Here is a 22,275-nt window from a genome sequence, read left to right as displayed (position 1 = left end):
CTGTGAACGGGACAGGTCCCCCGGCGCAGCCGAGGTCGCCGCTGGCGACGCCTGAGCGCCCAGCCCGCGCCAGCGCCCAGCCGCACCGGCGCGGGCTACGGCGTGAGCCGCCGCAGCATCGCGAACGTGGTGGCGCCGAGCACGACCACGAGGCCGAGCAGGCACAGCGACAGCGGCAGCAGACCGCCGGCGAGCCAGGCGAACACGGCCGCCCAGGCGTTCAGCCGTCCGATGATCCACAGTGCGCCGATCAGCACCAGACCGATGCCGACCAGCACGATCGCCAGCCCCAGCCCGCCGAACCGCTTGTACACGGTGGCGCTCCAGAACCCGATCGTGAACATCAGCAGCGCCACCGCGAACACGATGAGCGCGGCCCCGGCCGGTCCGGCCGACCACATCCAATCGATGTGGAACAGCCAGCCGTTCAAACCCCAGCCGTGTGTGGCCGCCTCGACGAGGCCGCCGAGGGTGCACAGCACGGCGAGGGATGCCGCACACAGCGCCGCGGTCAGGAACGTGCCGAAGAAGAACTCGCGACGGGTCACGCTCATCGCCTGTGAGAACGGGAATGTCAGGGTCAGCGACTGCAGCCCCACCGCGAACAGGTACCACATCAGCGCCTGCGACCCGCCGGAGAACTTCGGCCCGCCGTACGGGATCATCGCCCAGATCAGCACCGACAGCACGAAGACGCCGACCAGGATCACCAGCGGGATCCAGATGAACGTCATGCGGTTCACCAGCTGCATGCGCACCACGTTCAGGATGCGGTTGCCCCGCCGTGCGGCCGAGGCCACCGGTGCGGGAGTGGAGGCGTAGGAGGTCATCGCAGTGCTCCTTCTTCTTCGGGGCGGTCTCGGTCGGCGCGGGCACGCTCATTGCGCCCGTCCGCGCGGTCTCGTTCCTCGCGGCCCTGTCCGGCGCGGCCTTGCCCGGCGCCGCCACGCTCGCTGCGCCCGTCCGCGCGGCCGCGCTCGTCACGGCCGTCCGCGCCACCCCCCGCGCGGCCACGCCCGTCACGACCCTCCGCGGCGCGGGCGTCGGCCGCGTGCTGGGTCATCCGCACGATCAACTGCTGCAGCGACACCGGGGCGACATCCAGCCCGGCCGCGGCCAGCCGCGTGCGCTCTTCGGCCGACAGCGCACCCAGCACGGTGACCTGCGCCACCCGGCCGAGCGTCTCGCGGTGCAGCACCTCGCGGCCCGAGACGAAGGCATCCACCGCCTGCGCATCGCCCACGATCGTGACCGCACGCTCGCGCACCGCGTCGGTGGTCTCGTCCATGACGATGCGGCCGGCGTCGATCACCAGCACGCGCTCGATGAGGTTCGCGACCTCGTCGATCAGGTGGCTCGACAAGATGACGGTGCGGGGATGCTCGGCGTAGTCGGCGAGCAGGCGGTCGTAGAAGATCTGCCGTGCCACCGCGTCCAGGCCCAGGTAGGGCTCGTCGAAGAACGTGATCTCGGCGCGCGACGCGATGCCGATGATGACGCCGACCGCCGACAGCTGGCCGCGCGAGAGCTTCTTGATGCGCCGGTTCATCGGCAGTTGGAAGTCGGCCACCAGCCGGTCGCACAGCTCCTGGTCCCAGTTGGGGAACGCCAGCCGGGCCACCGCGAACGCGTGCGGCGGCTTGGCGTCGTCGGGGTAGCGCTGGCTCTCGCGCACGAAGCACATGCGCGGCAGCACCCGGGCGTTCTCGTACGGGTGCTCGCCGAACACCCGCACCTGCCCGCTGGTGGCGAAGTTCTGCGCGGTCAGGATCGACATGACCGTGGTCTTGCCGGCGCCGTTGCGGCCGAGCAGGCCATAGATCACGTCCTTCTCGACGGTGAAGCTGACATCGTCCACGGCGGTCGTGTCGCCGTAGCGCTTGGTGAGGCGGTCCACCTCGATGACGGCGGTCATCGCGGACTCCCTTCGGTTGTGGTCTGTGCGGCGCGCTCGCTGATGAGCGTGCGCACCTCGTCGGGGCCGAGCCCGATCTTGCGGGCCTCGGCCAGCAGCGGCTCGACGTAGCGATCCGCGAACGCGGTGCGCCGTTCGTCCAGCAGCAGCCGCCGCGCGCCGGGCGCGACGAACATGCCGATGCCCCGGCGCTTGTACAGCACGCCCTTGTCGACGAGCATGTTCACCCCTTTCGCGGCGGTGGCGGGATTGACGCGGTGGAACGCGGCCAGCTCGTTCGTCGACGGCGCCTGGCTGTCTTCGGCCAGGCTGCCGTCGACGATGGCGTCCTCGACGCTCTCGGCGATCTGCAGGAACAGCGCCCGGCCCTCGTCGATCACACCGCCTCCTCGTTGGTTAGTTACTTGACTAAGTAACCATAGTGGTGGATGCCTGTCAAGCCCGGTCGCCGCGGAGCGGGTTTGCGGGTTTCTATCAAGATCGATAGCGTCGATAGAGGGCCTTACGGCCCCGACGACCAGTCCGCGGCCGCGTCGTCAGCTCCTGGGGGAGCCGCACGCGCGGGCGTATGGTCGGCGGTCTGGGCGACGGACCCGATGTGTGTCGCCGAAGCGCGGCGCGTGTGGACACCCATCGCAGAGCGTCCCGTCCCGCGCGGAAGATCGTCACCCGGGCGTAACCAACAGCGGCGCACGTGCACCGCCGAGGCGAAGCAAGTGACCACCACAGCAGCAGTACCCGCCGTCGAGGCGAAACACCTGTACAAGGTGTTCGGACGCAATCCGAAAGACGTCGTGCGCCGACTGATGTCCGGGCAGACCCGTGCACAGGTGGCGGATGCCGGCACCGCCGCGGTCATCGACGCGAGTTTCACCGTGCAACCCGGCGAGATCTTCGTGATCATGGGCCTGTCGGGGTCGGGCAAGTCCACGATCATCCGCATGCTCAACGGGCTGCTCCAGCCCACCTCCGGCGAGGTGCTCGTGCAGGGCGCGAACGTCACCACCGCGAGCGCCGCCGAACTGCGTGGTATCCGCCGCCGGTCGATGTCGATGGTGTTCCAGCACTTCGCGCTGCTGCCGCACCGCACCGTGCTCGACAACGCCGCCTACGGGCTCGAGATCCAGGGCGTCGGCAAGGTCGAGCGCCGCGAGCGGGCGCGCGAGATCCTCACCAAGGTCGGGCTGGGCGACCGCGTCGACGCGATGCCCGACGAGTTGTCGGGCGGCATGAAGCAGCGGGTGGGCCTGGCCCGCGGGCTGGCCGCAGGCACCGACATCCTGCTCATGGACGAGGCCTTCTCGGCGCTCGACCCGCTCATCCGGCGCGAGCTGCAGGAGCAGCTGGTCGAATTGCAGGAAGAGCTCGGCCGCACCATCATCTTCATCACCCACGACCTGAACGAGGCGATGTTCCTCGGCGACCGCATCGCGGTCATGCGCGACGGGCGCATCGTGCAGAACGGCACGCCCGAAGAGATCCTCACCGACCCGGCCAACGACTACGTCGCCCAGTTCGTGCAGGACGTCGACCGCGCACGCGTTCTCACCGCGAGCGCGGTGATGGAGCGTCCGCTGTCGGTGCCGGTGACGGCGGGCATCCGCGGCGCGCTGCGCGTCATGCGCGAAGAGCAGGTCGACGAGGTGTTCGTCGTCGAGAACCGCACCCTGCTCGGTGTGGTCACCGACCGCGCCGTGATCCGCGCGGTCAAGGCCGGCACCACCGACCTGCGCGCCATCGCCGACCGCACCGTGCACGCTGTCGCCCCCGACGACCTGCTCACCGACATCGTCGAGCGCGCCGTGGGCAGCCCGGTCTCGCTGCCGGTCGTCGGCGAGCACGGCCGCCTGCTGGGGGTCATCCCTCGCATCACCTTGCTGGCCGCGCTCGGCAACGTGCCGGCGACCACGCAGCAGATCCCGGTCATCCCGGCCACCGCGCTCGAGCTGGCCGCCGAGATCCACGAGATGGACTCCGACGCGTTGGTGCAGGCAGCCGGCGGGGCGGATGCCACCGGCTCGGGCGGGACGGATGCCACCGGCTCAGGCGGTGTGGATGCCACCGGCTCGGGCCGTGCGGATGCCACCGGCTCGGCGTCCGCGGCGGTTCAGATGGATGCCGTCGACGAAGACCTCGCCGCGGTGGACGGGGGTGACCGCTGATGGACGCGATCCGCATTCCTCTGGGCGACTGGGTCGAATCGGTGATCGGGTGGATCACGGCCGTGCTGGGCGGCCTCTTCGACGTGATCGCCACGGTCTTCTCGGCGTTCTACGACGGTGTCGACTGGCTGTTCAGCACGCCGTCTTTGGTGGCGATGATCGTCGTCGCCGTCGTGCTCGGTGCCGTCACCTGGCTCACCCGCGGCCGCACCGCCGGCGTGGTCGTGACCATCGCGCTCCTCGTGGTCGACGTGGGCGCCTGGTTCACGGTGCCGCTGGACGTCTGGAACGCCGCCGTGGTGGGGGCCGTGCTGGTGGCGGTGGCGTGGCTGGCCAAGGGTGTGCGGCTCGCCGTCGGAACACTGATCGGGCTGCTGGTGATCGTCGCCGTCGACCAGTGGCAGAACGCGATGGACACGCTCGCGCTCACGCTGGTCGCCGTGGTCATCGCGGTGATCATCGCCATCCCGCTGGGCATCTGGGCCGCCCGGTCGCAGACGGTCTCGAAGATCGTGCGACCGATCCTCGACTTCTTGCAGACGATGCCCGCGTTCGTCTACCTCATCCCCGCGATCTTCCTGTTCGGCATCGGCGTGGTGCCGGGAATGGTCGCGACCATCCTGTTCGCGGTCGCACCGGGCGTGCGGCTGACCGAGCTCGGCATCCGCGGCGTCGACCAGGAGGTCGTCGAAGCGGGCAACGCGTTCGGCGCGACCCCGGGCCGTATCCTGCGTCAGATCCAGTTGCCGCTGGCGATGCCCTCGATCATGGCCGGGGTCAACCAGGTCATCATGCTCGCGCTGTCGATGGCCGTGATCGCGAGCATGGTCGGCGCGCCCGGGCTAGGCAAGGACGTCATCCAGGCGCTGAGCCGCACCGACATCTCGCTCGGCTTCGAAGCCGGACTGTCCGTCGTGATCCTCGCGATGATCCTCGACCGCGTCACCAACGGCTTCGGCTCCGCCGGGCGTTCGCGCCGCACGACCGTGCCGAGCGCAGCGTCGGCCGACGAGTCGGCGCAGGCCGTGGCATCCGCCCCCCGCACCCCGGCGGCGGCCTGACCCCAGACTTCGGCGCCGTGCGCGCCGTCGCATCCGCGGCCGACGTCGCGGCTCTCCCCAACACCCGTGACAGCACACGGGAGGAAAGGAATCATCACATGAACAAGCGCACACTGCTCGGCGCCCTCGCCATGGGCGTGGTCGCGAGCGTCGCCCTGGTCGGTTGTGCCGGCTCGGCCGCCTCGGGCGGCAACGGTGGCAACGGCGACAAGGCCGGCGGCGACTCGCCGCACAAGACGATCACGATCGGCGTGTTCAACGGCTGGCCCGAGGGCGAGGCCGCCTCGTACCTGTGGCAGCAGGTGCTCGAAGACAAGGGCTATGACGTGAAGCTCACGTACGCCGACGCGGGTCCCGTGTTCGCAGGCCTGGCCAAGGGCGACTTCGACGTCGCGTTCGACGGCTGGCTGCCCACCACCCACAAGAGCTATTTCGACGAGTACGGCAAGGACCTCGTCGACGTCGGGTCGTGGAACGACGACGCCAAGCTCACGCTCGCGGTGAACGCCGACGCGCCGATCGACTCGATCGACCAGCTCGCCGCGCACGCCGACGAGTTCGGCAACCGCATCGTCGGCATCGAGCCGGGCGCGGGTCTGACCGAGGCGATGAACACCAAGGTCATCCCGGAATACGGCCTGCAGAAGATGGACTTCCTCACCTCGTCGACGCCGGCCATGCTCGCCGAGCTGAAGAAGGCGCTGGATGCCGGTGACGACATCGCCGTGACGCTGTGGCGTCCGCACTGGGCGTACGACGCATACGACCTGAAGGACCTCAAGGACCCGAAGGGCGCGCTGGGCGCCGCCGAGTCGATCCACACCGTGACCCGCACGGGCTTCAAGGACGACTTCGCCGATGCCAACACGTGGTTCACGGCGTTCAAGATGGACTCCGACCTGCTGTTCTCGCTCGAGAACGTCATGTTCCGCGAGACGCACAAGCAGAGCGAGTACCCCGAGATCGTCAAGAAGTGGATGGCCGAGCACAAGGACTACGTCGAGGGCCTGACCTCCTGACATCCGTCCGGGCCCGGTGCTGACGCCTGCTCGATCCCGCCCCTGCACCGGTAGTTGCCGCGGATGGTCGGAAAGATCGCGATCATAACGACCATTTGCGGCAACTACTCGCGGCGAGAGGGGACGGGCGACGGGCGTCCGCACCTGGCCCGGGCATCCTCGTCACCCGGCCCTGTCGTGGTCGGCGCGCCGGTGCGGGTCCGACGCCGTCGCGGTGCGCTCAGGCGCTGTGGTTCGCTCAGGCGCTGCCGGTTCTCAGGCGCTGTGGTCCGCTCGGGCGCTGCCGTTTCTCAGGCGCTGCCGTCGGCGGAGGGCAGCTGCAGGGCGACCTTCTTCTCGAGCACCTCGACGGCGCCGTCCGACAGCGAGATCAGTCCGTCCAGTTCTTCGCGCACCCGCTTGTAGGCGATCTGCCGTTCGGCCGGGGTGGCGGCCTGGTCGACCGCGACCGTGAGCAGCTGCTTGGCGGTGCCCAGCCGTTTGCGTTCGGCCTCGGTGAACGACGAGTCGCGCAGCCGCCGCGCATCCCGCTCGGCGACGTCGAACGCCACCTCGTAATCGGTCACGGCGTTGCGGTACTCGGTCAACTCGTCGGGGCTCAGCCGTGTCTTCGCCGACGCCGGCCGCAGTCGGTCGGCCACCTTCTTCGCGCGCAGGAACGCCGCCGTCAGCGGCTGCCGCCCGTCGCTCATCGCCGGGAACGCGATCAGCTTGGCCACGTCGAGCTCATACTCCAGCCACCGCTTGGTGACCGCGTCGTGCGCGGTGAACAGCCTCTCGAGCTGCTGCTCGTGCGACGGTTCGGCGGGGGCGGATGCGGCGGCCATCACCTGCTGACGTCCGCGATTGCGCGACTCGGCCTGGGCAGCCTTCGCCTCGGCCTGCGCGGCCTTCAGCTCGGCCTTCGCGTGCAGCACCTCGAGGCGCCGCTCGTGGCGGCGCTTGGCGCTACGCTCCCACGACCGCGCCGCACCGCCGGCGAGCGCCATCAGCGGGAAGATGAGCCACCAATAGCTGCCCGCGAACTGCCAGAAATCCACCCTGCCAGCGTAGGCCAGCGACGCGGGGACGTGTCGAGACCGTCAGCCGAACAGCAGAGCGAGCACCGTCGCGCCACCGGCGACGAGGATCAGCGCCACAATGACCACCCAGGCGATCATCTTGATCCGGCGCTGCCGCCGTTCACTCAGGGCGCTGTACTCATCGTCCTCGGCCATGCGCACAAGTCTAGAGGCGTGCACCGACATCCCTGCGCCAGGCGGTAGGGGTCGGCGCGACCCCGCGCCGCGGCGCCTCGGTATGACCCCGTCCGCGCGCCCGTGGCCCGGCCCACCTCACCCGGTTCCCGTCGGCCGCACCCGCGTATCACCGGCGACGATTGGGCCGATGCCGACCGTCTCACTCGGTGACGGTGGGGCCGAGCATCCGGGTGTCACTCGGTGACGGTCGGCCCGAACGCGTCCGGCAGGGTGGCGGTGGATGCCGTACGCAGCTCGGCGAGCGGAACCGTGAACAGGCCCTGCACCTCGAGCGCCGCATCCGGGCCGGCCTGGTCGGTGACCCCGATGCGCAGCACCGGGAACCCGCGACCCTCGCACAGCCCGCGGAACTTCACGTCCTCTTCACGGGGGACCGTCACGATCACGCGCGCGGTGGACTCCGCGAACAGGGCGGATGCGGCATCCACCCCATCGCGGTCGATGATCTCGTCGAGCCACACCCGCGCGCCGACCCCGAATCGCAGCACGCCCTCGGCCAGTGTCTGCGCGAGACCCCCCTCGCTGAGGTCGTGGGCGCTCGAGATGAGGTTCTGGTCGTTCGCCGCGTGCAGCAGCCCGGCCAGCCGCTTCTCGGCCGCCAGGTCGACGGCCGGCGGGCGGCCGCCGAGGTGGCCGTGCACGACTCCCGCCCACGCCGAGCCGCTCAGCTCGGTGGCAGTGACGCCGAGCAGGTAGAGGTTCTCGCCGGAGTCCTGCCAGCCGCTGGGCACCCGGTGCGCGACGTCATCGATGATGCCGAGCACGCCCACCACCGGGGTGGGGTGGATGGGCACGTCGCCGGTCTGGTTGTAGAAGCTGACGTTGCCTCCGGTGACCGGAATGCCCAGTTCGAGGCATCCGTCGGCCAGCCCGTCGACCGCCTGCGAGAACTGCCACATGACCTCGGGGTTCTCGGGGCTGCCGAAGTTGAGGCAGTCGGTGACCGCGGTCGGTGTCGCACCGGTGACGGCCACGTTGCGGTACGCCTCGGCGAGGGCCAGCTGCGCGCCCTGGTAGGGGTCGAGCTGGCAGTAGCGTCCGTTCGCGTCGGTGGCGATCGCGAAGCCGAGGCCGGTCGACTCGTCGACGCGGATCATGCCGGCGTCGTCGGGGAACGCGAGGGCGGTGTTGCCCATGACGTAGTAGTCGTACTGGTTGGTGATCCACGACGTGTCGGCGAGGTTGGGGCTCGCGACCAGCTGCAGGAACTGGGCGCGCAACGTGTCGGGGTCGGTGGGGCGCGGCAGGGCGGATGCCGAGTCCTCGCGCAGCGCGTCGATCCAGGCCGGGTAGGCGACCGGGCGTTCATAGACCGGTCCGTCGACGGCCACGGTGGACGGGTCGACGTCGACGATCTGCTCGCCGTGCCAGAAGATCTGCAGGCGCCCGTCGCCGGTGACCTCGCCGAGGACGCTGGTCTCGACGTCCCACCGGCCGGTGACCTCGAAGAAGGCGTCGAGCTTGTCGGGCGCGACGATGGCCATCATGCGCTCCTGGCTCTCGCTCATGAGGATCTCTTCGGGGGTGAGCGAGGGGTCGCGCAGCAGCACGTTCTCGAGGTCGACGCGCATGCCGCTTCCGCCGTTGGCGGCCAGCTCGCTGGTGGCGCACGAGATGCCGGCGGCACCGAGGTCCTGGATGGCTTCGACGAGCCCGTCGCGGTACAGCTCGAGGCAGCACTCGATCAGCACCTTCTCGGCGAACGGGTCGCCGACCTGCACGGCGGGGCGCTTGGTCGGACCGCCCTCGGCGAAGGTGTCGGAGGCGAGGATGGATGCTCCGCCGATGCCGTCGCCGCCGGTGCGGGCGCCGAACAGCACGACCTTGTTGCCGGTGCCCGACGCGTTGGCGAGTTTGAGGTCCTCGTGGCGCAGCACGCCGACCGCGAGTGCGTTGACCAGGGGGTTGGCCTGGTACACCGCGTCGAACACGGTCTCGCCGCCGATGTTGGGAAGGCCCAGGCAGTTGCCGTAGAACGAGATGCCGCCCACCACGCCGTGCACCACGCGGGCGGTGTCGGGGTCGTCGATGGCGCCGAAGCGCAGCTGGTCCATCACCGCGACGGGGCGGGCGCCCATCGAGATGATGTCGCGCACGATGCCGCCCACGCCCGTGGCGGCGCCCTGGAAGGGCTCGATGTAGCTGGGGTGGTTGTGGCTTTCGACCTTGAACGTGACCGCCCAGCCTTCGCCGATGTCGACGACGCCGGCGTTCTGGCCCATGCCCACCATGAGGCGGGTCTTCATCTCGTCGGTGACCTTCTGGCCGAACCGGCGCAGGTAGATCTTGCTGGACTTGTAGGAGCAGTGTTCGCTCCACATCACCGAGTACATGGCCAGCTCGCCGCTGGTGGGGCGCCGGCCGAGGATCGTCTTGATCTGCGCGTACTCGTCGGGCTTGAGTCCGAGGGCGGCGTACGGCTGCTCCTTCTCCGGTGTCGCGATGGCGTTCTCGACGGTATCGGCGACGGCGGCGGAGGTGGGGGTGGTCATGCGGCTGGGCTCCAGATTCGTGCGGATCGCGGGCGCCGGACACTGTCGATTCTAGTTCTGAGGTGGGAGGGGTGTCAGCGCGTGCTGGGCTGGGCCGGTGCGCGGCAGGAGATTCCGCCCGCTGCAGGAGATTCGCCGCGGGATTCTCCTGCTCTGGCCGGATTCTCCTGCCCTGACCGGATGAGGGGTCTCGGGTACGGGATGCCTCGTGGCGCTGTGCGCGGTCGGATGAGCACGTACCCTGGGCGGGTGACGAGCAGCCGCGACGACGCCCGACGGACTCCCCCTGGTGACGGTTCCGAGCTCGCCGAGCTCAGCCGCGACGACCGGGCGGTGATCCGGGCGTTCGGTGATTGGCTCGAGGGCCGGCCGGTGATCGTCGCCCCGACGGTGGGCGACGAGGTGCGGATGCTGCGCAGCGTGCTCACCGTGGTGCGCACGGCCGACCTCGACCCGCACGATCCGGTGCAGGTGGTCGCGATCGTCGACGCGATCGAAGACCTGGATGACGCGGGCGAATACGACGCCGTCGACCAGGCGCTGTCGACTCTCGCCGAGTATCTGCACTTCCGTGCCGAGACCGAGCCGGGTGCAGGCTGGGGTGAGGCGTTCGACGAGGTTGCCGACCTGGTCGACTCGCGCATGGTCGATCCGCTCGGCGAGGCGATCGAGGGTGGCGAGCAGGTGGATCCCGCGGTGCGGCGGGCGGCGCTGTCGCGCCTGCGCGTCGTGACGGCGGTGCGCCCGTTGCTGGAGTGGCTCGGGTCGGCCCGTACCGTCACCGAGACCGGGGCGCTGCGCCCGACCGACATCGCACCGGTCGCGGCACTCCTGGGCCTCGACGCGGCCGCCCCGTCCTCATCCGCACTGACCGATGCCGCCGACGCCCCCGCCTCATCTGCGCCCGAGTTGCCTGTCACCCCCGACTCGTCCTCACTCGAGTCGCCTGTCACCCCCGGCTCGTCCCCGTCCGGACTGCCCGGCGCTCCCGTCCCGTCCGCATCCGGGTCGCCCGGTGCCGATGCCGCCTCGTCCGCGGACGCCGCACCCGACCCCTCGGTCGCACCGGATGCTCCGCGCCCGGTGCGGTCCATGTCCGACCTGCCCGAACTGGCGGCGTGGTGGCAAGCGCTCGCCGCGGCCGAGATCGTCGACATCGGCGAGGGTCGCGCGCAGCCCGGCGCCGCCGCAGTCGATTGGGTCGAGGCATCCACACCCCCACTCGAGTCGGCCGAGATGGTCGCCGGCCTGACGCTGGGCGACCTGCTCTACCGTGACGAGCCGGGTGATGCGGCGGTCGAGATGGGCGGTGGCGGTCACGGCGCTCGGCGAACTGCTGACCGTGCTCGGCACGCCGGTCGACGTGCCCGGCCGCGATGATGACGAGGGGGCCTGGGTGCGGCCGGTGGCGCTCGGCCGGTTGCGGGATGCCGCGGGCCTGGGCCTGCTGCAGATGGATGGGCAGACTCCGGTGATCGAAGAGGGCCTGCGGCTCATGGTCGCCCGCGCGGTGCGGGCCACCATGCTGCGCATCCACGCGACCGCGTAGCCTGGCGGGCCGTGCCAGCCCTGCGACCTCACCGCGGGAGCGGACCCTGCGCGATCGCAGAGGCGGGTGACGGCCCGACCGTGGTGAATCCGACCGACAGAGCGTTCGCCGCGCCATGGTCAGGCCGGGCTCGGTGCACGGGGTTCCGGCGCGGCCAGTCTCAATGCGCCGGCGTATCCGGCCGTGGGCATCGCGCATGGTCATTCGTCATACGGATCGGAATCCCTGTTCTCGCGGCAGGGATGTCGGTGCTCTCGCATACGGTCTGATCAACGGGATCCGGCTGATCGACGGGATCTGGGGAAGTGGGGACGACATGACGGGTTGGATGGACGTCGCAAGTCTGGATGACGCGACCCGATCTGTGTGGGCGAAAACCCGCACCGACGCCGGTGAGAACTTTGCTCTCGTGGGCTGGCTGCCCTTGTATCAGCATCTCGACGACGCGGCCGGGGTGGCAGGTCTGCTGTGGGACGAGTGGGTGCCGCACTCGGTGATCCAGCTGATCACGCGCACGGTCGGCTCCGAAAAGGCCGCCCGAGCGCTCGTGGTCTGGCTTGCCGGAATCCATGATGTGGGCAAGGCGTCTCCGGCGTTCGCCGTGCAGGTGCCGATGCTCGCCGATCGCATGCGTGAGTTCGGCCTTGAGTGCGATCCGACCATCCGAGACGGCGACGAGCGTCGGCAGGTGCGTCACGAACTCGTCAGTCACCTGGCGGTGATGCAATGGCTGAGCGAGAAACACGGATTCGATGCGGCGACCGCGGCGTCACTCGCCAGCGTCGCGGCAGCACACCACGGCCGCCCTGCTGGCGCCCCCGCGGTGCCGGCTGCCCGGGATCGGCCACACCTTGTGGGTACGGGGGCATGGGTCGTGGCCCGTGAACAACTGCTGACTGCCGCGGATGCCGCGTTCAGCTCGTCGGAAGACCGCGAGCAGTGGCAGCGAGCCCGGTATCCACTGCCGGTACTCGTGCTTCTCAGTGCGCTGGTCATCGTGGCGGACTGGATCGCCAGCAGCGATCTGTTCGCGCCGGCCCCGCTGGGCGGTCCCGCGACCTCCCCGACGCCGGATCGTGTGCGCGAGGCATGGCGCGAGCTGGACTTTCCTCGGCGGTGGCAACCAAAGGCAGAACGGGTGGATGCCGCAGCTTCATTCGCTTCCAGGTTCTCGTTGCCTCGGGGTGCAACGCCCCACCCATCGCAGGTCGCCTTCGTCGAGATGGCACAGACGGTCTCTCAGCCGGAACTGATGATCCTGGAATCGGAGATGGGATCCGGGAAGACCGAGGCGGCGCTGCTGGCCGCCGAGACCTTGGCGGCCAGGTTCGGTATGAGCGGTGTGTTCATCGGATTGCCGACACAGGCGACGGCGGATGGGATGTTCTCACGAATCCTGGATTGGACGGAACGGCTGGGGCTGGAGGCGCCGGCGTCGGTCTTCCTCGCCCGCAGCAGGGCAGTCCTCAATCGTGACTTCGAAAACAAGAAGCGCGAGGCACGGTTCCGTTCGATGGGCGACACGTACGGTCATCGGCGCGAAGCCACATCTGCGTCGCTCGTCGTCGCTCATCGCTGGTTCAGTGACCCTCGACGAGGCCCACTGTCGAACTTCGTGGTCGGGACAGTGGATCAGGCACTGTTCGCAGGGCTCCGCGGTCGCTATGTGATGCTGCGGCACCTTGCTCTGGCGAGCAAAGTCGTGATCATCGACGAGGTGCATGCGTATGACGCATACATGCAGGAGTACTTCGTTCGGGTCTTGGAGTGGCTGGGCGCGTACGGTACTCCCGTCGTTCTCTTGTCGGCGACACTTCCGTCGGGTCAACGGCGACGATTCATCGAGGCGTATGACAGAGGGAGGCAGTCGCTCGTCGAGAACGCGACAGATAGCGGAGCCGATGACCAAGGTTTGACGTGGGCGCAACGCCGCGCGCGGCGCGACGAAGCGAAGAACGCGTCGGCGGAACGATACGCGGCCCTGGATGGTGTCATCGGTTGCCCGGCGATATCGCGGTCGGTGGCCGGGGGGTCGGCCGTGGTGACAACCCCCGAGGCGAACGGGAAGGACCGCTTGGTGAACCTCGTGCGCATGGACGATGATCTGCGCGAGGTGGTGGGTCTGCTGCGCTCGGCATTACGGGAGGGCGGCTGCGCTGCGGTCATCCGCAACACCGTCCGGCGTGCCCAAGAAACTGTGGCGACGGTCCGTGACGCGTTCGCGGATGAGTCCGTCGAGATCATCTTGGCGCACTCCCGGTTTCTCGGGATCGATCGCTCGCACAAGGATCGCCGATTGCTGGAATTGTTCGGCAGGAGCGGGGCACGACCCCGAAAGAGCATCGTGGTGGCCACCCAGGTCATCGAGCAGTCTCTCGACATCGACTTCGACCTCATCGTCACGGATGTGGCTCCTGTCGATCTGCTGCTGCAACGCAGCGGCCGGCTACATAGACACCCGGAGCGCGAGCGACCTTCTCCACTGCGTGATGCGCGGCTCGTCCTCGTCGCCGACGAGTGGAAAGCGGTTCCGCCGACATTCGACGAGGGGACGAAGCACGTCTATGCCGAGGCGGTCCTACTGCGCACCGCGGCGGCACTGCTCGGGCGGGACACGGTCCGCCTACCCGACGACATCCCCGCTCTGGTCGAGACCGTGTACGGCGGCGAGGCGCACTTCGTGCCCGAGTCGTGGCGGCCGGCTCTGGAGGCCGCGACCCTCGCCCTGGGGAATGAGCAGGCACGGAAACGTCACGCGGCGGACTCGTACAGACTCGGCGAGATCGATCGACAGCGGCATACATTGCTCGGCTGGATCAACGGACCGGATGTCGATCCCGAGATGACGCCTCCCGGGCGAAAGACCGTGCGCGATACCGAAGAGACGCTCGAAGTCGTGGTGTTGCAACGCGATGGTGACGGCAACTTCTACATCCCGTCTTGGGTCACCGACGATGGCGGACGACAGGTACCGACGAACGAGCCTCCGGATTGGCGGATGACGCGTACCATCCTCGGGTGCATGCTGCGTCTGCCTGCCGGGATGTGCCGGGGCAACGCCCTCGACCGGCACATCGCAACGCTCAAGCGCGAGTTCGACCTGCCGGCGTGGCACTCCAGTCCGTCGCTGAAGGGCGAACTGGTGCTCGCACTCGACATGGACGGCAGGGGGAGTCTCAACGAGTTCGACCTGAGTTACTCTCCCGAAGACGGTTTCGCCTATGAGCGGCGTGGAGCGTGAGGGTCACTTCCTCTGCGGGCGCCCGAATTTGCGATAGGCATTCTGCTTGCTCGTCCCCAGCATGACGCCGATCGCGGTCCATGAGTCCCCGGCTTCACGGGCAGCCGCAACAGCTCGGTGCAACCGTTGTTTGGCCTCGTCGAGACTCTGTCGTGCGGCAGCGATCTCGCGGAGGTGGACGGCGTCCTTCATGGATGCGGGCTCGACGCTGGCGAAGAAATCCTCGATGTCGTTCTCGGTGTCTGAGTGGGTGGTCGAGTACGTCATGGCCCTCCTTCACAAGTACTTGTATCGGCTCGGTCGGAGCTGATCGGCGTGGATAATGCGTTGCGGTGCCTCCACTGGGACGAGGACGATCTCCAGGAGGCGTCCCGTGCGGTCCGGTCCAATGATGAACATCCTCACCTCCCCCTCGTACTCCTGCTCGACGTATCGGACGGCGTTTGCGACTGCATGGAACATGTCGCGCACGTCGATGCCATGTTTGTGAGCGCTGGCCGATACCTCGAACGTCATCATAGTGAGTACGCACCGTTTCGTCAATCAGGTGATTACAATGGCGGGCGGTGTGGCAGCGTCCATGTCGTGGCCCGTCCCCGCGTGCGGGGGTGACCCAGTGCGGAGTCGAGGAAGGCAATGCTCCCCGCGTCAGCGGGGGTAGGTCGTATCGTAGCTCCAGTCGCATTTACACAATGTGCGTACTCGAGGAAGTAACGAAGGGTTGATAGCCGCGAGCACCTCCTCTATCCTTCCCATAGGTGCATCGTGGCACCAGGTTCCGACATCGCAGATGTCACCGTCGCGCACTGGGGGTGGATGTGAGCGCTCGCATGTTCGGGCTCACCGCAGAGCCGTGGATTCTCGTTCGGTTCACCGACGGGTCTTCCGGGGAAGTCTCGCTGCAGGATGCGTTCCGTCGCGCGCGTGAGATACGTGAGATCGACGGCGAGACGCCGACACAGTCGTTCGCGATCCTGCGCCTCTTGCTGGCGATCCTTTACCGAACACTCGCCGGCGAGCCGGTCGAGTGGGACCACTGGATCCGCTGGTATCGCGAGGGGCTCCCTCTGCAGTCCATCGATGCGTACTTCAACGAGTTCGCCGATCGGTTCGACCTCTTCGGTGCCCGACCCTTCATGCAGGTAGCCGATCTGGCGACGGCATCCGGCGAGATGAAGGACGTCGGCGCCATCATCCTTGATCTGCCCAGCAACAACCGCCTGTTCACGAACCGTGCCGGGAGCGGAGCGCTCGACCTGTCATTCGCCGAGGCCGCGCGCTGGCTCGTCAACGCACAGGCCTTCGATCCCAGCGGGATCAAGTCCGGCGCGGTAGGCGACCGGCGCGTCAAGGGTGGCAAAGGTTATCCGATCGGCGTCGCGTGGGATGGCCTGCTGGGCGGTGTCTATGCGGTGGGAAACTGCCTTCACGAGACACTCATGATGAACCTCGTGCCCGTCACCGCCGGCATCATCACGGCAGACACGGATGCGGACATCCCTCCGTGGGAAGACGACACGTCGGATACCGCCGCCGAGCGTGACGGGCTGATCCCGCAAGGTCCGGTGCGCCTGTACACCTGGCAGTCCCGCCGCATCCGCCTCTTCCGTTCGGGAGACCGCGTCGTCGGCTGCCTCGTCGCCAACGGCGACAAGCTCACTCCGCAGAACGGGTTCGTGCACGAGCCGATGTCGGCGTGGCGGTTCAGCGACCCGCAGACGAAGAAGGCGAAACAGACGACATACATGCCGCGTGAGCACGTGCCCGGGCGCGCACTGTGGCGCGGCATCGCCGCGCTGCTGCCGGGGCTCGCACCCGTGGACCCGAAGACCGGCGTCCCCAGCGGCAAGCCTCCCGGCGTCATCGACTGGCTCGCTCAGCTCGAGGAGGCGGGAGTGCTCGGCTCGGCATCGTTCCGCCTGCGAGCTGTCGGTGTCGTCTATGGCAGCAACAATTCGGTCGTCGATGACATCGTCGCCGATGAGGTGTCGATCCCACTCACGCTGCTGCGGCAGACGGATCGGGTTCTCGCAGCCCAGGCCGACGAGGCCGTGCGGCTGGCCGACGAAGGGGTGCGACACCTCCGCAATCTCGCCGACAACCTGGCGCGAGCCGCGGGCGGCGAAGGCGACGGGCCGCGTCTTCGCGCGGCCGACATCGCATACTCGGCTCTCGACCTGCCGTATCGGCAGTGGCTCACCACGTTGCAGCCGGGCCGAGACCCGCTCGAGGCCATCACTGAATGGAAGGGCACGGCTTCCTCCGTCCTTCGGCGCCTCGGTGCGCAACTCGTCGCCGATGCCGGGCCGACCGCGTGGGTGGGCCGGGAGGTCACTCGTACCGGGCGGACGGAACTGATCACGACGCCGCGCGCCGAGGGGTGGTTCCTCCGCTCGCTGACGCGGACGTTCGGTACGCAGGATCGAAAGGAGCAGGTGGCATGACTGACGAGAAGGTGTCGCTCGGCGAGCGACTCGCGACCCATGTCTCCCGACGAGCATCCGACTTGCAGGCGCGCTATCGCCGTGACGATTCGGATGCCGTCGCCACGCTCGCGATCCTGCGTCGTGGCGTGTCGGTGCCGGTCGGCACGGATCCGCGTCTTGTCGGGCTGACGATCGCCGGACTGTATGACGGTCTCACCCAGCCCAGGCGCGATGAGCCGACCGAGGCCGAGCGCGCGGCATATGCGGCGATCACGCTGTTCGCGGTGCATCAGCAGTCACATCGGGATGCCGCCATGCACCGCCGTGACTACTCCTTCGGCCGTTCGGCTCGGCTCCTCGGGCGCCGCTCCGGTGCGCGTGATGCGGTCAGGACGCGGTTCACCGCTTTGGCGACGGCGACGAGCTGGGACGAGACGATGCATCACGCGCGGGGACTCATCCAGCAACTCCGGGCGCACAGCATCCCTCTCGATTACGGACAGTTCGCGCGCGACCTCTACAACCTGCAGTTCCCCGGCGCCGCCGATCGCGTCCGCCTCGTGTGGGGGCGGCATTTCTATCGCGAGCACAGCCCTGACGATGAGTCGGATGCCGTGGACAACGCCACCGACGACCCCGGAGACGCCGCGAAGGCGTCATGACAGACACGACGAAGGAGATCGACATGACTCGGACAATTGTGGACTTCAACATCCTGCAGACCGTGCCGCCCAGCAACCTCAACCGTGACGACACCGGCAGCCCGAAGTCGGCCGTGTACGGCGGTGTACGGCGTGCGCGAGTATCGAGCCAGGCGTGGAAGCGTGCGACGCGTGTAGCGTTCGCCGACCTGCTGGATGACAGCGAACTGGGTTTGCGCACCAAGCGCGTCGTCGAGCTGCTCGGCGACCGGATCGTCGCCAAAGCACCGCAGATCACGATCGAGCGCGCCCAGGAACTCGCGGGACTGGCCTTCGGTGCGGCGGGCATCAAGCTCGCCGCATCCGGCAAGTCGACCCAGGAGAATCCGCTACCGGGCGAATCCAGGTATCTGCTCTTCTTGAGCGATCTGCAGATCGACCACGTTGCGGAGCTCTGCGTCGCCGCGGACGCGGCCGACGACCCGAAGGTGAGTCTGAAGAGCGCGGATGTCAAGAACGCGCTCGATACGCGACACTCGATCGATCTCGCGCTGTTCGGCCGCATGGTCGCCGACGCGAGTGACCTGAACGTCGATGCGGCGTGTCAGGTCGCGCATGCGCTGAGTGTGCACGCCGTCGACACCGAATTCGACTACTTCACAGCCGTCGACGACCACAAGGCGGCCGACGATGCCGAAGATGCCGGCGCAGGAATGATCGGCACCGTCGAGTTCAACTCCTCGACGCTGTACCGATATGCGACCATCGATGTCGATCTGCTCGCAAAGAACCTCGGAGACCGCGTTGCGTCGCGTCGCGCTGTCGAAGCGTTCGCGCGCGCTTTCGCGCTGAGCATGCCGTCGGGCAAACAGAACACGTTCGCCAACCGAACCGTCCCGGATGCCGTCGTCATCAGCATCCGCGAGTCGCAGCCCGTGAATCTCGTGGGCGCATTCGAAGAAGCGGTGGTGGGCGATCAGCGGCTGCAACGGGCAGGTGACAGACTCGCAGCGCACGCGAGAGAGATCGACGAGAACTTCGGAACGACGCCCGTCGCGACGTGGATCGTGCGGAGCGGAGAAGCGACCGAAGCCCTGGACGCGTTGGGTGATCGGGTATCCCTGACCGAGGCGGTCGAAGCGCTTGGCGCCGCTGTCGAGGAACGACTCGGGACGGATGCGTGAGACATGCCCACGCTGTTGATCGAACTCGCCGGGCCACAGCAGTCGTGGGGCTCGCGTAGTCGATTTGCATCTCGCGGCACCGAGCGAGCACCGACGCGCAGTGGCGTCATCGGATTGCTTGCGGCAGCACTCGGCATCCGACGGACGGAATCGCTGGGTCAGTTCGACGGTCTCGAGTTCGGTGTGCGCATCGACCAGCCGGGGCACGTGGAACGAGACTTCCAGACCGCCCGCACGCTCGACGGGCGGACGTCCATGCCACTGTCGGAGCGCTTCTACCTGGCGGACGCGGTCTTTCTCGTCGGGCTCGGCGCGCGGACTCGTGCGGAGTTGGAGCGCTTGCAGCATGCGCTCGCGCATCCGGTCTTTCCGCTCTATCTCGGGCGACGTGCGTTTCCGCCTGCCGGTCCGCTGAAGACAGAAGTGGTCGATGCCGAGTTGCGCGATGCGCTTGCCAGTGCCACGTGGCGCGCAACCGATTCGCATCGACGGACGGCCGGTCATGGGGCGCCGCTCTTGGAGATGATCGTGGACGCGAGGCCCGGAGAGCGTGCGGACGATTCGCTGCGAGATGTCCCCCGCAGCTTCGATCCGCGGCGTCGTCGACACGACTGGCGTGACGTGCGGGTGTCGCGCACAGGTCAGGACGCGGCATCCCACGACCCGCTCATTCTGGTATCGGACGAGGAAATCTGATGTACCTCTCGCGAGTTCAATTGAACCCGGCGCGTCGAGCAGCCCAGCCGCTTCTTGCGTCACCGCACGCTCTGCACGCTGCGGTGATGGCTGCGTTTCCGGATGCGTCTCCCACGCCGGAGGGGCGCGTGCTCTGGCGAATGGACCTGGCCGATCACCTCGCGAATGTCTTCATCGTCAGTCCGCGGATGCCGGACTTGACATCGCTCGCCGAGCAGGGCGGCTGGCCGCTGCTCCCTGAGACGAAGATCACGCGGCCGTACGCTCCGCTGTTGTCGCGAATCGAGAGTGGGCACCGCTACGCCTTCCGGCTGACCGCGAATCCGACACGCTCGCGAGCGGAGACGGGCGCAGACAGGGGCAAGGTCTACGGGCACGTCACCGTTGCGCAGCAGGAGGAATGGCTGCTGTCACGCCAGGAGCGCGCCGGGTTCCGGATCTGGAGCAGCGGGGACGAGACGGCTCAGACGCGGGACATGGTCGTGAGTGGTCGCCGCACGGTGTCATTCTCGCGTCGTGAGACGCGGGTGACTCTGCGTATTGCGACCTTCGAGGGAACGCTGGTCGTCACCGACCCCGAGCTGTTCGTGCATGCATTGAGCCACGGCATCGGACGCGCGAAGGGTTATGGGTGCGGGTTGATGACCATCGCACCCGTACGGTGACGACGGATGGCGATCCCCGGGGCGCGTCCGCCTGACCTTCCGGACCTGGTACGTGCCCAGGAACGGCTGACCTTCATCTACCTCGAGAAGTGCCATGTGCATCGGGATGCCAACGCGATCACGGCCACGGACGATCGCGGCGTGATGCACATTCCCGCTGCGGCACTCGGCGCGCTACTCCTCGGTCCCGGTACGACCGTGACCCAGCAGGCGATGGTCTTGATGGCCGAGAGCGGATCCACGGTCGTGTAGGTCGGGGAAGAAGGAGTGCGGTACTACGCGCATGGGCGTTCTCTCTCGCACAGTTCGCGTCTTCTCGAGGCTCAGGCGCGATTGGTGACGAACCAGAGCAGCAGGCTGAAGGTCGCGCGAGAGATGTATGCAATGCGATTCCCGGGGGAGGACACGTCCCGCCTCACGCTGCAGCAACTGCGTGGTCGAGAGGGTGCGCGGATCAGACGCGTCTATCGAGAACAGTCCAAGCGCACGGGCGTTCCATGGGACGGGCGGGACTACAAGGTCGAATCCTTCGAAGCAAGCGATCCCGTCAACCAGGCACTGTCGGCCGCGAACACGACGATGTACGGGGTTGTGCACTCCGTGATCGTTGCGCTGGGGTGCTCTCCAGGTCTCGGATTCGTTCACACCGGCCATACGCGTTCGTTCGTCTATGACATCGCTGACCTCTACAAGGCTGAGATGACGATCCCGCTCGCGTTCGATCTTGCGCGAGAAGCACCCTTTGACATCGGGTCCGCCGCTCGCCGTGTTTTGCGAGACATTTTCCACGGCGGAGCCTTCCTGGACCGCTGCGTGCGAGACATCCGTCACCTCTTGCTGCCGGACGATCCTGGTGAAGACGTCGGGTCGACGGAGAACGTCGTCTATCTCTGGGACGGTTCCCAGCGGGTCGTCGCCGGCGGCACCTCATACGGACAGGACGAATGAGGATGGTCGTCCTCGTGCTCTCTGCCTGTCCGCCCGGCCTTCGCGGATATCTGACCCGCTGGCTGCTGGAGATCTCCGCGGGTGTCTTCGTCGGCTCGGTATCCACGCGCGTGCGTGAATTGATGTGGGAGCGCACGAAAGACATGACACGAACGGGCAGGGTGATCATGGTGCTCTCGGCGCGCAACGAGCAGCGGCTCAAGTCCTCGTACACGGACATCACTGGGAACCCGTCGATGTCGAGGGGATCACTCTGATGCTTCGCCCTCGCGACCGCGGGACGGTGGGGGCTGCCGCCGAGTCGCTCAAGCCTGCACCGTCCTCGGCATCGCCGAAGACTGGCTGGAGCAAGGCGGCTCGCTATCGTAAGCGTTGATGAGCGCCATCCGTGATCCTCTCGTGATGCGTACGCGCGTCGTGCAAAGTGATACGTGTAGACCGTGCCCGTAGACTAAACCCCAGATCAGGAAGGGTGCTCCCCGCGCGAGCGGGGATGATCCCGCCCAGAAGTGCGGCCAGTTGCCAACTCCCCAGTGCTCCCCGCGCGAGCGGGGATGATCCCGGAACAGCACGCGCTGCTGGCGGCATGCCCCGGTGCTCCCCGCGCGAGCGGGGATGATCCGTGCCGGTTCGAGCGTGTCCTCGTCGGGCGGGCGTGCTCCCCGCGCGAGCGGGGATGATCCGCCCGGTCAAGTCCCGTGGGGTGGTGTCATTTTGGTTGCTTCCTGGGGGTGGTGGTCAGGCGGTGAGGTAGAGCTCGGGGCGTGCGGGTTCGGCGTGGTCGTGGAGGGTGTGGACGAGTTTGCGCATCGAGGTGTCGGAGAAGTAGCGGCGTTCCCCGTAGGACCATTCCTCGTGCTGCTCTTGCAGGACGGCGCCGATCAGGCGGGTCACGGAGTCTCGGTCGGGGAAGATCTGGACGACGTCGGCGCGGCGCTTGATCTCCCGGTTGAGGCGCTCGATCGGGTTGTTCGACCACACCTTCTGCCAGTGCTCGCGCGGTAGCGGTGCGAACGC

At 67.9% G+C, this 22,275-nt stretch carries 21 protein-coding genes and 2 pseudogenes; 14 read left to right on the top strand and 9 right to left on the bottom strand.

Annotated elements, in window-relative coordinates:
- Window positions 1-95 precede the first annotated feature (95 nt).
- The 3 genes and pseudogenes from H577_RS0114190 to H577_RS0114180 all read right to left on the bottom strand — a co-directional run bounded on the left by H577_RS0114190 (window position 96) and on the right by H577_RS0114180 (window position 2,295).
- The gene (locus H577_RS0114190) at window positions 96-830 is read right to left on the bottom strand and encodes a hypothetical protein (protein WP_051192067.1); all 735 of its coding nucleotides are present in this window, start codon (window positions 828-830) and stop codon (window positions 96-98) included.
- Window positions 831-1,042: 212 nt separating this feature from the next.
- Window positions 1,043-1,915 (bottom strand): annotated as a pseudogene (locus H577_RS16730) (ABC transporter ATP-binding protein); the annotation flags it as partial.
- Window positions 1,912-2,295, bottom strand: a complete 384-nt coding sequence (locus H577_RS0114180) for a GntR family transcriptional regulator (protein ID WP_029146498.1) — start codon at window positions 2,293-2,295, stop codon at window positions 1,912-1,914. The pseudogene H577_RS16730 and the gene H577_RS0114180, both read right to left, overlap by 4 nt.
- Before the next feature lie 336 nt (window positions 2,296-2,631).
- Between H577_RS0114180 and H577_RS16725 the strand changes: the two genes are divergently transcribed.
- The 3 genes from H577_RS16725 to H577_RS0114165 all read left to right on the top strand — a co-directional run bounded on the left by H577_RS16725 (window position 2,632) and on the right by H577_RS0114165 (window position 6,157).
- A complete protein-coding gene (locus H577_RS16725) occupies window positions 2,632-4,077 on the top strand; it encodes a quaternary amine ABC transporter ATP-binding protein (RefSeq protein ID WP_245570418.1) in 1,446 nt (481 codons plus the stop codon).
- Window positions 4,077-5,138, top strand: coding sequence for an ABC transporter permease (locus tag H577_RS16720; RefSeq protein ID WP_051192066.1), 1,062 nt, complete (start codon window positions 4,077-4,079; stop codon window positions 5,136-5,138). The genes H577_RS16725 and H577_RS16720 overlap by 1 nt, the downstream gene beginning before the upstream one ends.
- A 98-nt stretch (window positions 5,139-5,236) precedes the next feature.
- On the top strand, window positions 5,237-6,157 hold the full coding sequence (locus tag H577_RS0114165) for a glycine betaine ABC transporter substrate-binding protein (RefSeq protein WP_029146497.1): 921 nt from the start codon (window positions 5,237-5,239) through the stop codon (window positions 6,155-6,157).
- Window positions 6,158-6,447: 290 nt separating this feature from the next.
- Here H577_RS0114165 and H577_RS0114160 read toward each other — a convergent pair whose 3' ends face one another.
- The 3 genes from H577_RS0114160 to purL all read right to left on the bottom strand — a co-directional run bounded on the left by H577_RS0114160 (window position 6,448) and on the right by purL (window position 9,908).
- Window positions 6,448-7,146: a hypothetical protein gene (locus tag H577_RS0114160; RefSeq protein WP_051192073.1), complete on the bottom strand. Its 699-nt coding sequence runs from the start codon at window positions 7,144-7,146 to the stop codon at window positions 6,448-6,450.
- Between the two features lie 93 nt (window positions 7,147-7,239).
- The gene (locus H577_RS18190; protein ID WP_281166872.1) at window positions 7,240-7,374 is read right to left on the bottom strand and encodes a hypothetical protein; all 135 of its coding nucleotides are present in this window, start codon (window positions 7,372-7,374) and stop codon (window positions 7,240-7,242) included.
- Between the two features lie 215 nt (window positions 7,375-7,589).
- Entirely contained in the window at window positions 7,590-9,908 is a 2,319-nt protein-coding gene (gene purL / locus H577_RS16715; protein ID WP_036285356.1) for a phosphoribosylformylglycinamidine synthase subunit PurL, read from the bottom strand.
- Window positions 9,909-10,157: 249 nt separating this feature from the next.
- On the opposite strand from purL, the gene H577_RS16710 reads away from it, so the two are divergent.
- From H577_RS16710 to cas3, 3 genes are all read left to right on the top strand, one after another.
- Window positions 10,158-11,288, top strand: a complete 1,131-nt coding sequence (locus H577_RS16710) for a hypothetical protein (protein WP_036285353.1) — start codon at window positions 10,158-10,160, stop codon at window positions 11,286-11,288.
- Complete coding sequence (locus H577_RS0114145; RefSeq protein WP_029146495.1) at window positions 11,218-11,457, top strand: hypothetical protein; 240 nt, start codon at window positions 11,218-11,220, stop codon at window positions 11,455-11,457. The genes H577_RS16710 and H577_RS0114145 overlap by 71 nt, the downstream gene beginning before the upstream one ends.
- A 196-nt stretch (window positions 11,458-11,653) precedes the next feature.
- Complete coding sequence (gene cas3 / locus H577_RS0114140; RefSeq protein WP_169566320.1) at window positions 11,654-14,698, top strand: CRISPR-associated helicase Cas3'; 3,045 nt, start codon at window positions 11,654-11,656, stop codon at window positions 14,696-14,698.
- A 3-nt stretch (window positions 14,699-14,701) separates the two neighbouring features.
- Here cas3 and H577_RS0114135 read toward each other — a convergent pair whose 3' ends face one another.
- On the bottom strand, window positions 14,702-14,965 hold the full coding sequence (locus tag H577_RS0114135) for a hypothetical protein (RefSeq protein ID WP_029146493.1): 264 nt from the start codon (window positions 14,963-14,965) through the stop codon (window positions 14,702-14,704).
- Window positions 14,966-14,974: 9 nt separating this feature from the next.
- Window positions 14,975-15,217, bottom strand: a complete 243-nt coding sequence (locus H577_RS0114130) for a hypothetical protein (protein ID WP_245570417.1) — start codon at window positions 15,215-15,217, stop codon at window positions 14,975-14,977.
- Between the two features lie 311 nt (window positions 15,218-15,528).
- On the opposite strand from H577_RS0114130, the gene casA reads away from it, so the two are divergent.
- The 8 genes and pseudogenes from casA to cas2e all read left to right on the top strand — a co-directional run bounded on the left by casA (window position 15,529) and on the right by cas2e (window position 21,515).
- Window positions 15,529-17,142: a type I-E CRISPR-associated protein Cse1/CasA gene (casA, locus tag H577_RS16705; protein WP_051192065.1), complete on the top strand. Its 1,614-nt coding sequence runs from the start codon at window positions 15,529-15,531 to the stop codon at window positions 17,140-17,142.
- A gap of 11 nt (window positions 17,143-17,153) precedes the next feature.
- Window positions 17,154-17,786 carry a type I-E CRISPR-associated protein Cse2/CasB gene (casB, locus tag H577_RS16700; protein ID WP_169566317.1) on the top strand — a complete coding sequence of 211 codons (633 nt, stop codon included), beginning with the start codon at window positions 17,154-17,156 and terminating at the stop codon, window positions 17,784-17,786.
- Window positions 17,783-18,949: a type I-E CRISPR-associated protein Cas7/Cse4/CasC gene (cas7e, locus tag H577_RS0114115; RefSeq protein ID WP_245570416.1), complete on the top strand. Its 1,167-nt coding sequence runs from the start codon at window positions 17,783-17,785 to the stop codon at window positions 18,947-18,949. Before casB ends, cas7e begins: the two co-directional genes overlap by 4 nt.
- A gap of 3 nt (window positions 18,950-18,952) precedes the next feature.
- Complete coding sequence (gene cas5e, locus H577_RS0114110; protein ID WP_029146490.1) at window positions 18,953-19,645, top strand: type I-E CRISPR-associated protein Cas5/CasD; 693 nt, start codon at window positions 18,953-18,955, stop codon at window positions 19,643-19,645.
- Window positions 19,645-20,310 carry a type I-E CRISPR-associated protein Cas6/Cse3/CasE gene (gene cas6e, locus H577_RS0114105; RefSeq protein WP_029146489.1) on the top strand — a complete coding sequence of 222 codons (666 nt, stop codon included), beginning with the start codon at window positions 19,645-19,647 and terminating at the stop codon, window positions 20,308-20,310. Before cas5e ends, cas6e begins: the two co-directional genes overlap by 1 nt.
- A gap of 6 nt (window positions 20,311-20,316) precedes the next feature.
- Window positions 20,317-20,562 (top strand): CRISPR-associated endonuclease Cas1, encoded by a 246-nt coding sequence (locus H577_RS18145; RefSeq protein WP_245570415.1) that lies wholly within the window; start codon window positions 20,317-20,319, stop codon window positions 20,560-20,562.
- A gap of 12 nt (window positions 20,563-20,574) precedes the next feature.
- Window positions 20,575-21,258 (top strand): annotated as a pseudogene (cas1e, locus tag H577_RS16695) (type I-E CRISPR-associated endonuclease Cas1e); the annotation flags it as partial.
- Between the two features lie 2 nt (window positions 21,259-21,260).
- Window positions 21,261-21,515, top strand: coding sequence for a type I-E CRISPR-associated endoribonuclease Cas2e (cas2e, locus tag H577_RS16690; RefSeq protein ID WP_245570413.1), 255 nt, complete (start codon window positions 21,261-21,263; stop codon window positions 21,513-21,515).
- Window positions 21,516-21,996: 481 nt separating this feature from the next.
- Here the strand turns inward: cas2e and H577_RS16685 are convergent.
- Window positions 21,997-22,275: IS256 family transposase (locus H577_RS16685; protein WP_036285348.1), on the bottom strand; the 279-nt coding region annotated here is incomplete at its 5' end.

Source organism: Microbacterium luticocti DSM 19459, assembly GCF_000422405.1.
Taxonomy (GTDB): Bacteria; Actinomycetota; Actinomycetes; order Actinomycetales; family Microbacteriaceae; genus Microbacterium; species Microbacterium luticocti.
Note: the sequence above shows the minus strand (reverse complement) of the source record. Positions and strands in the feature narration are given on the sequence as shown.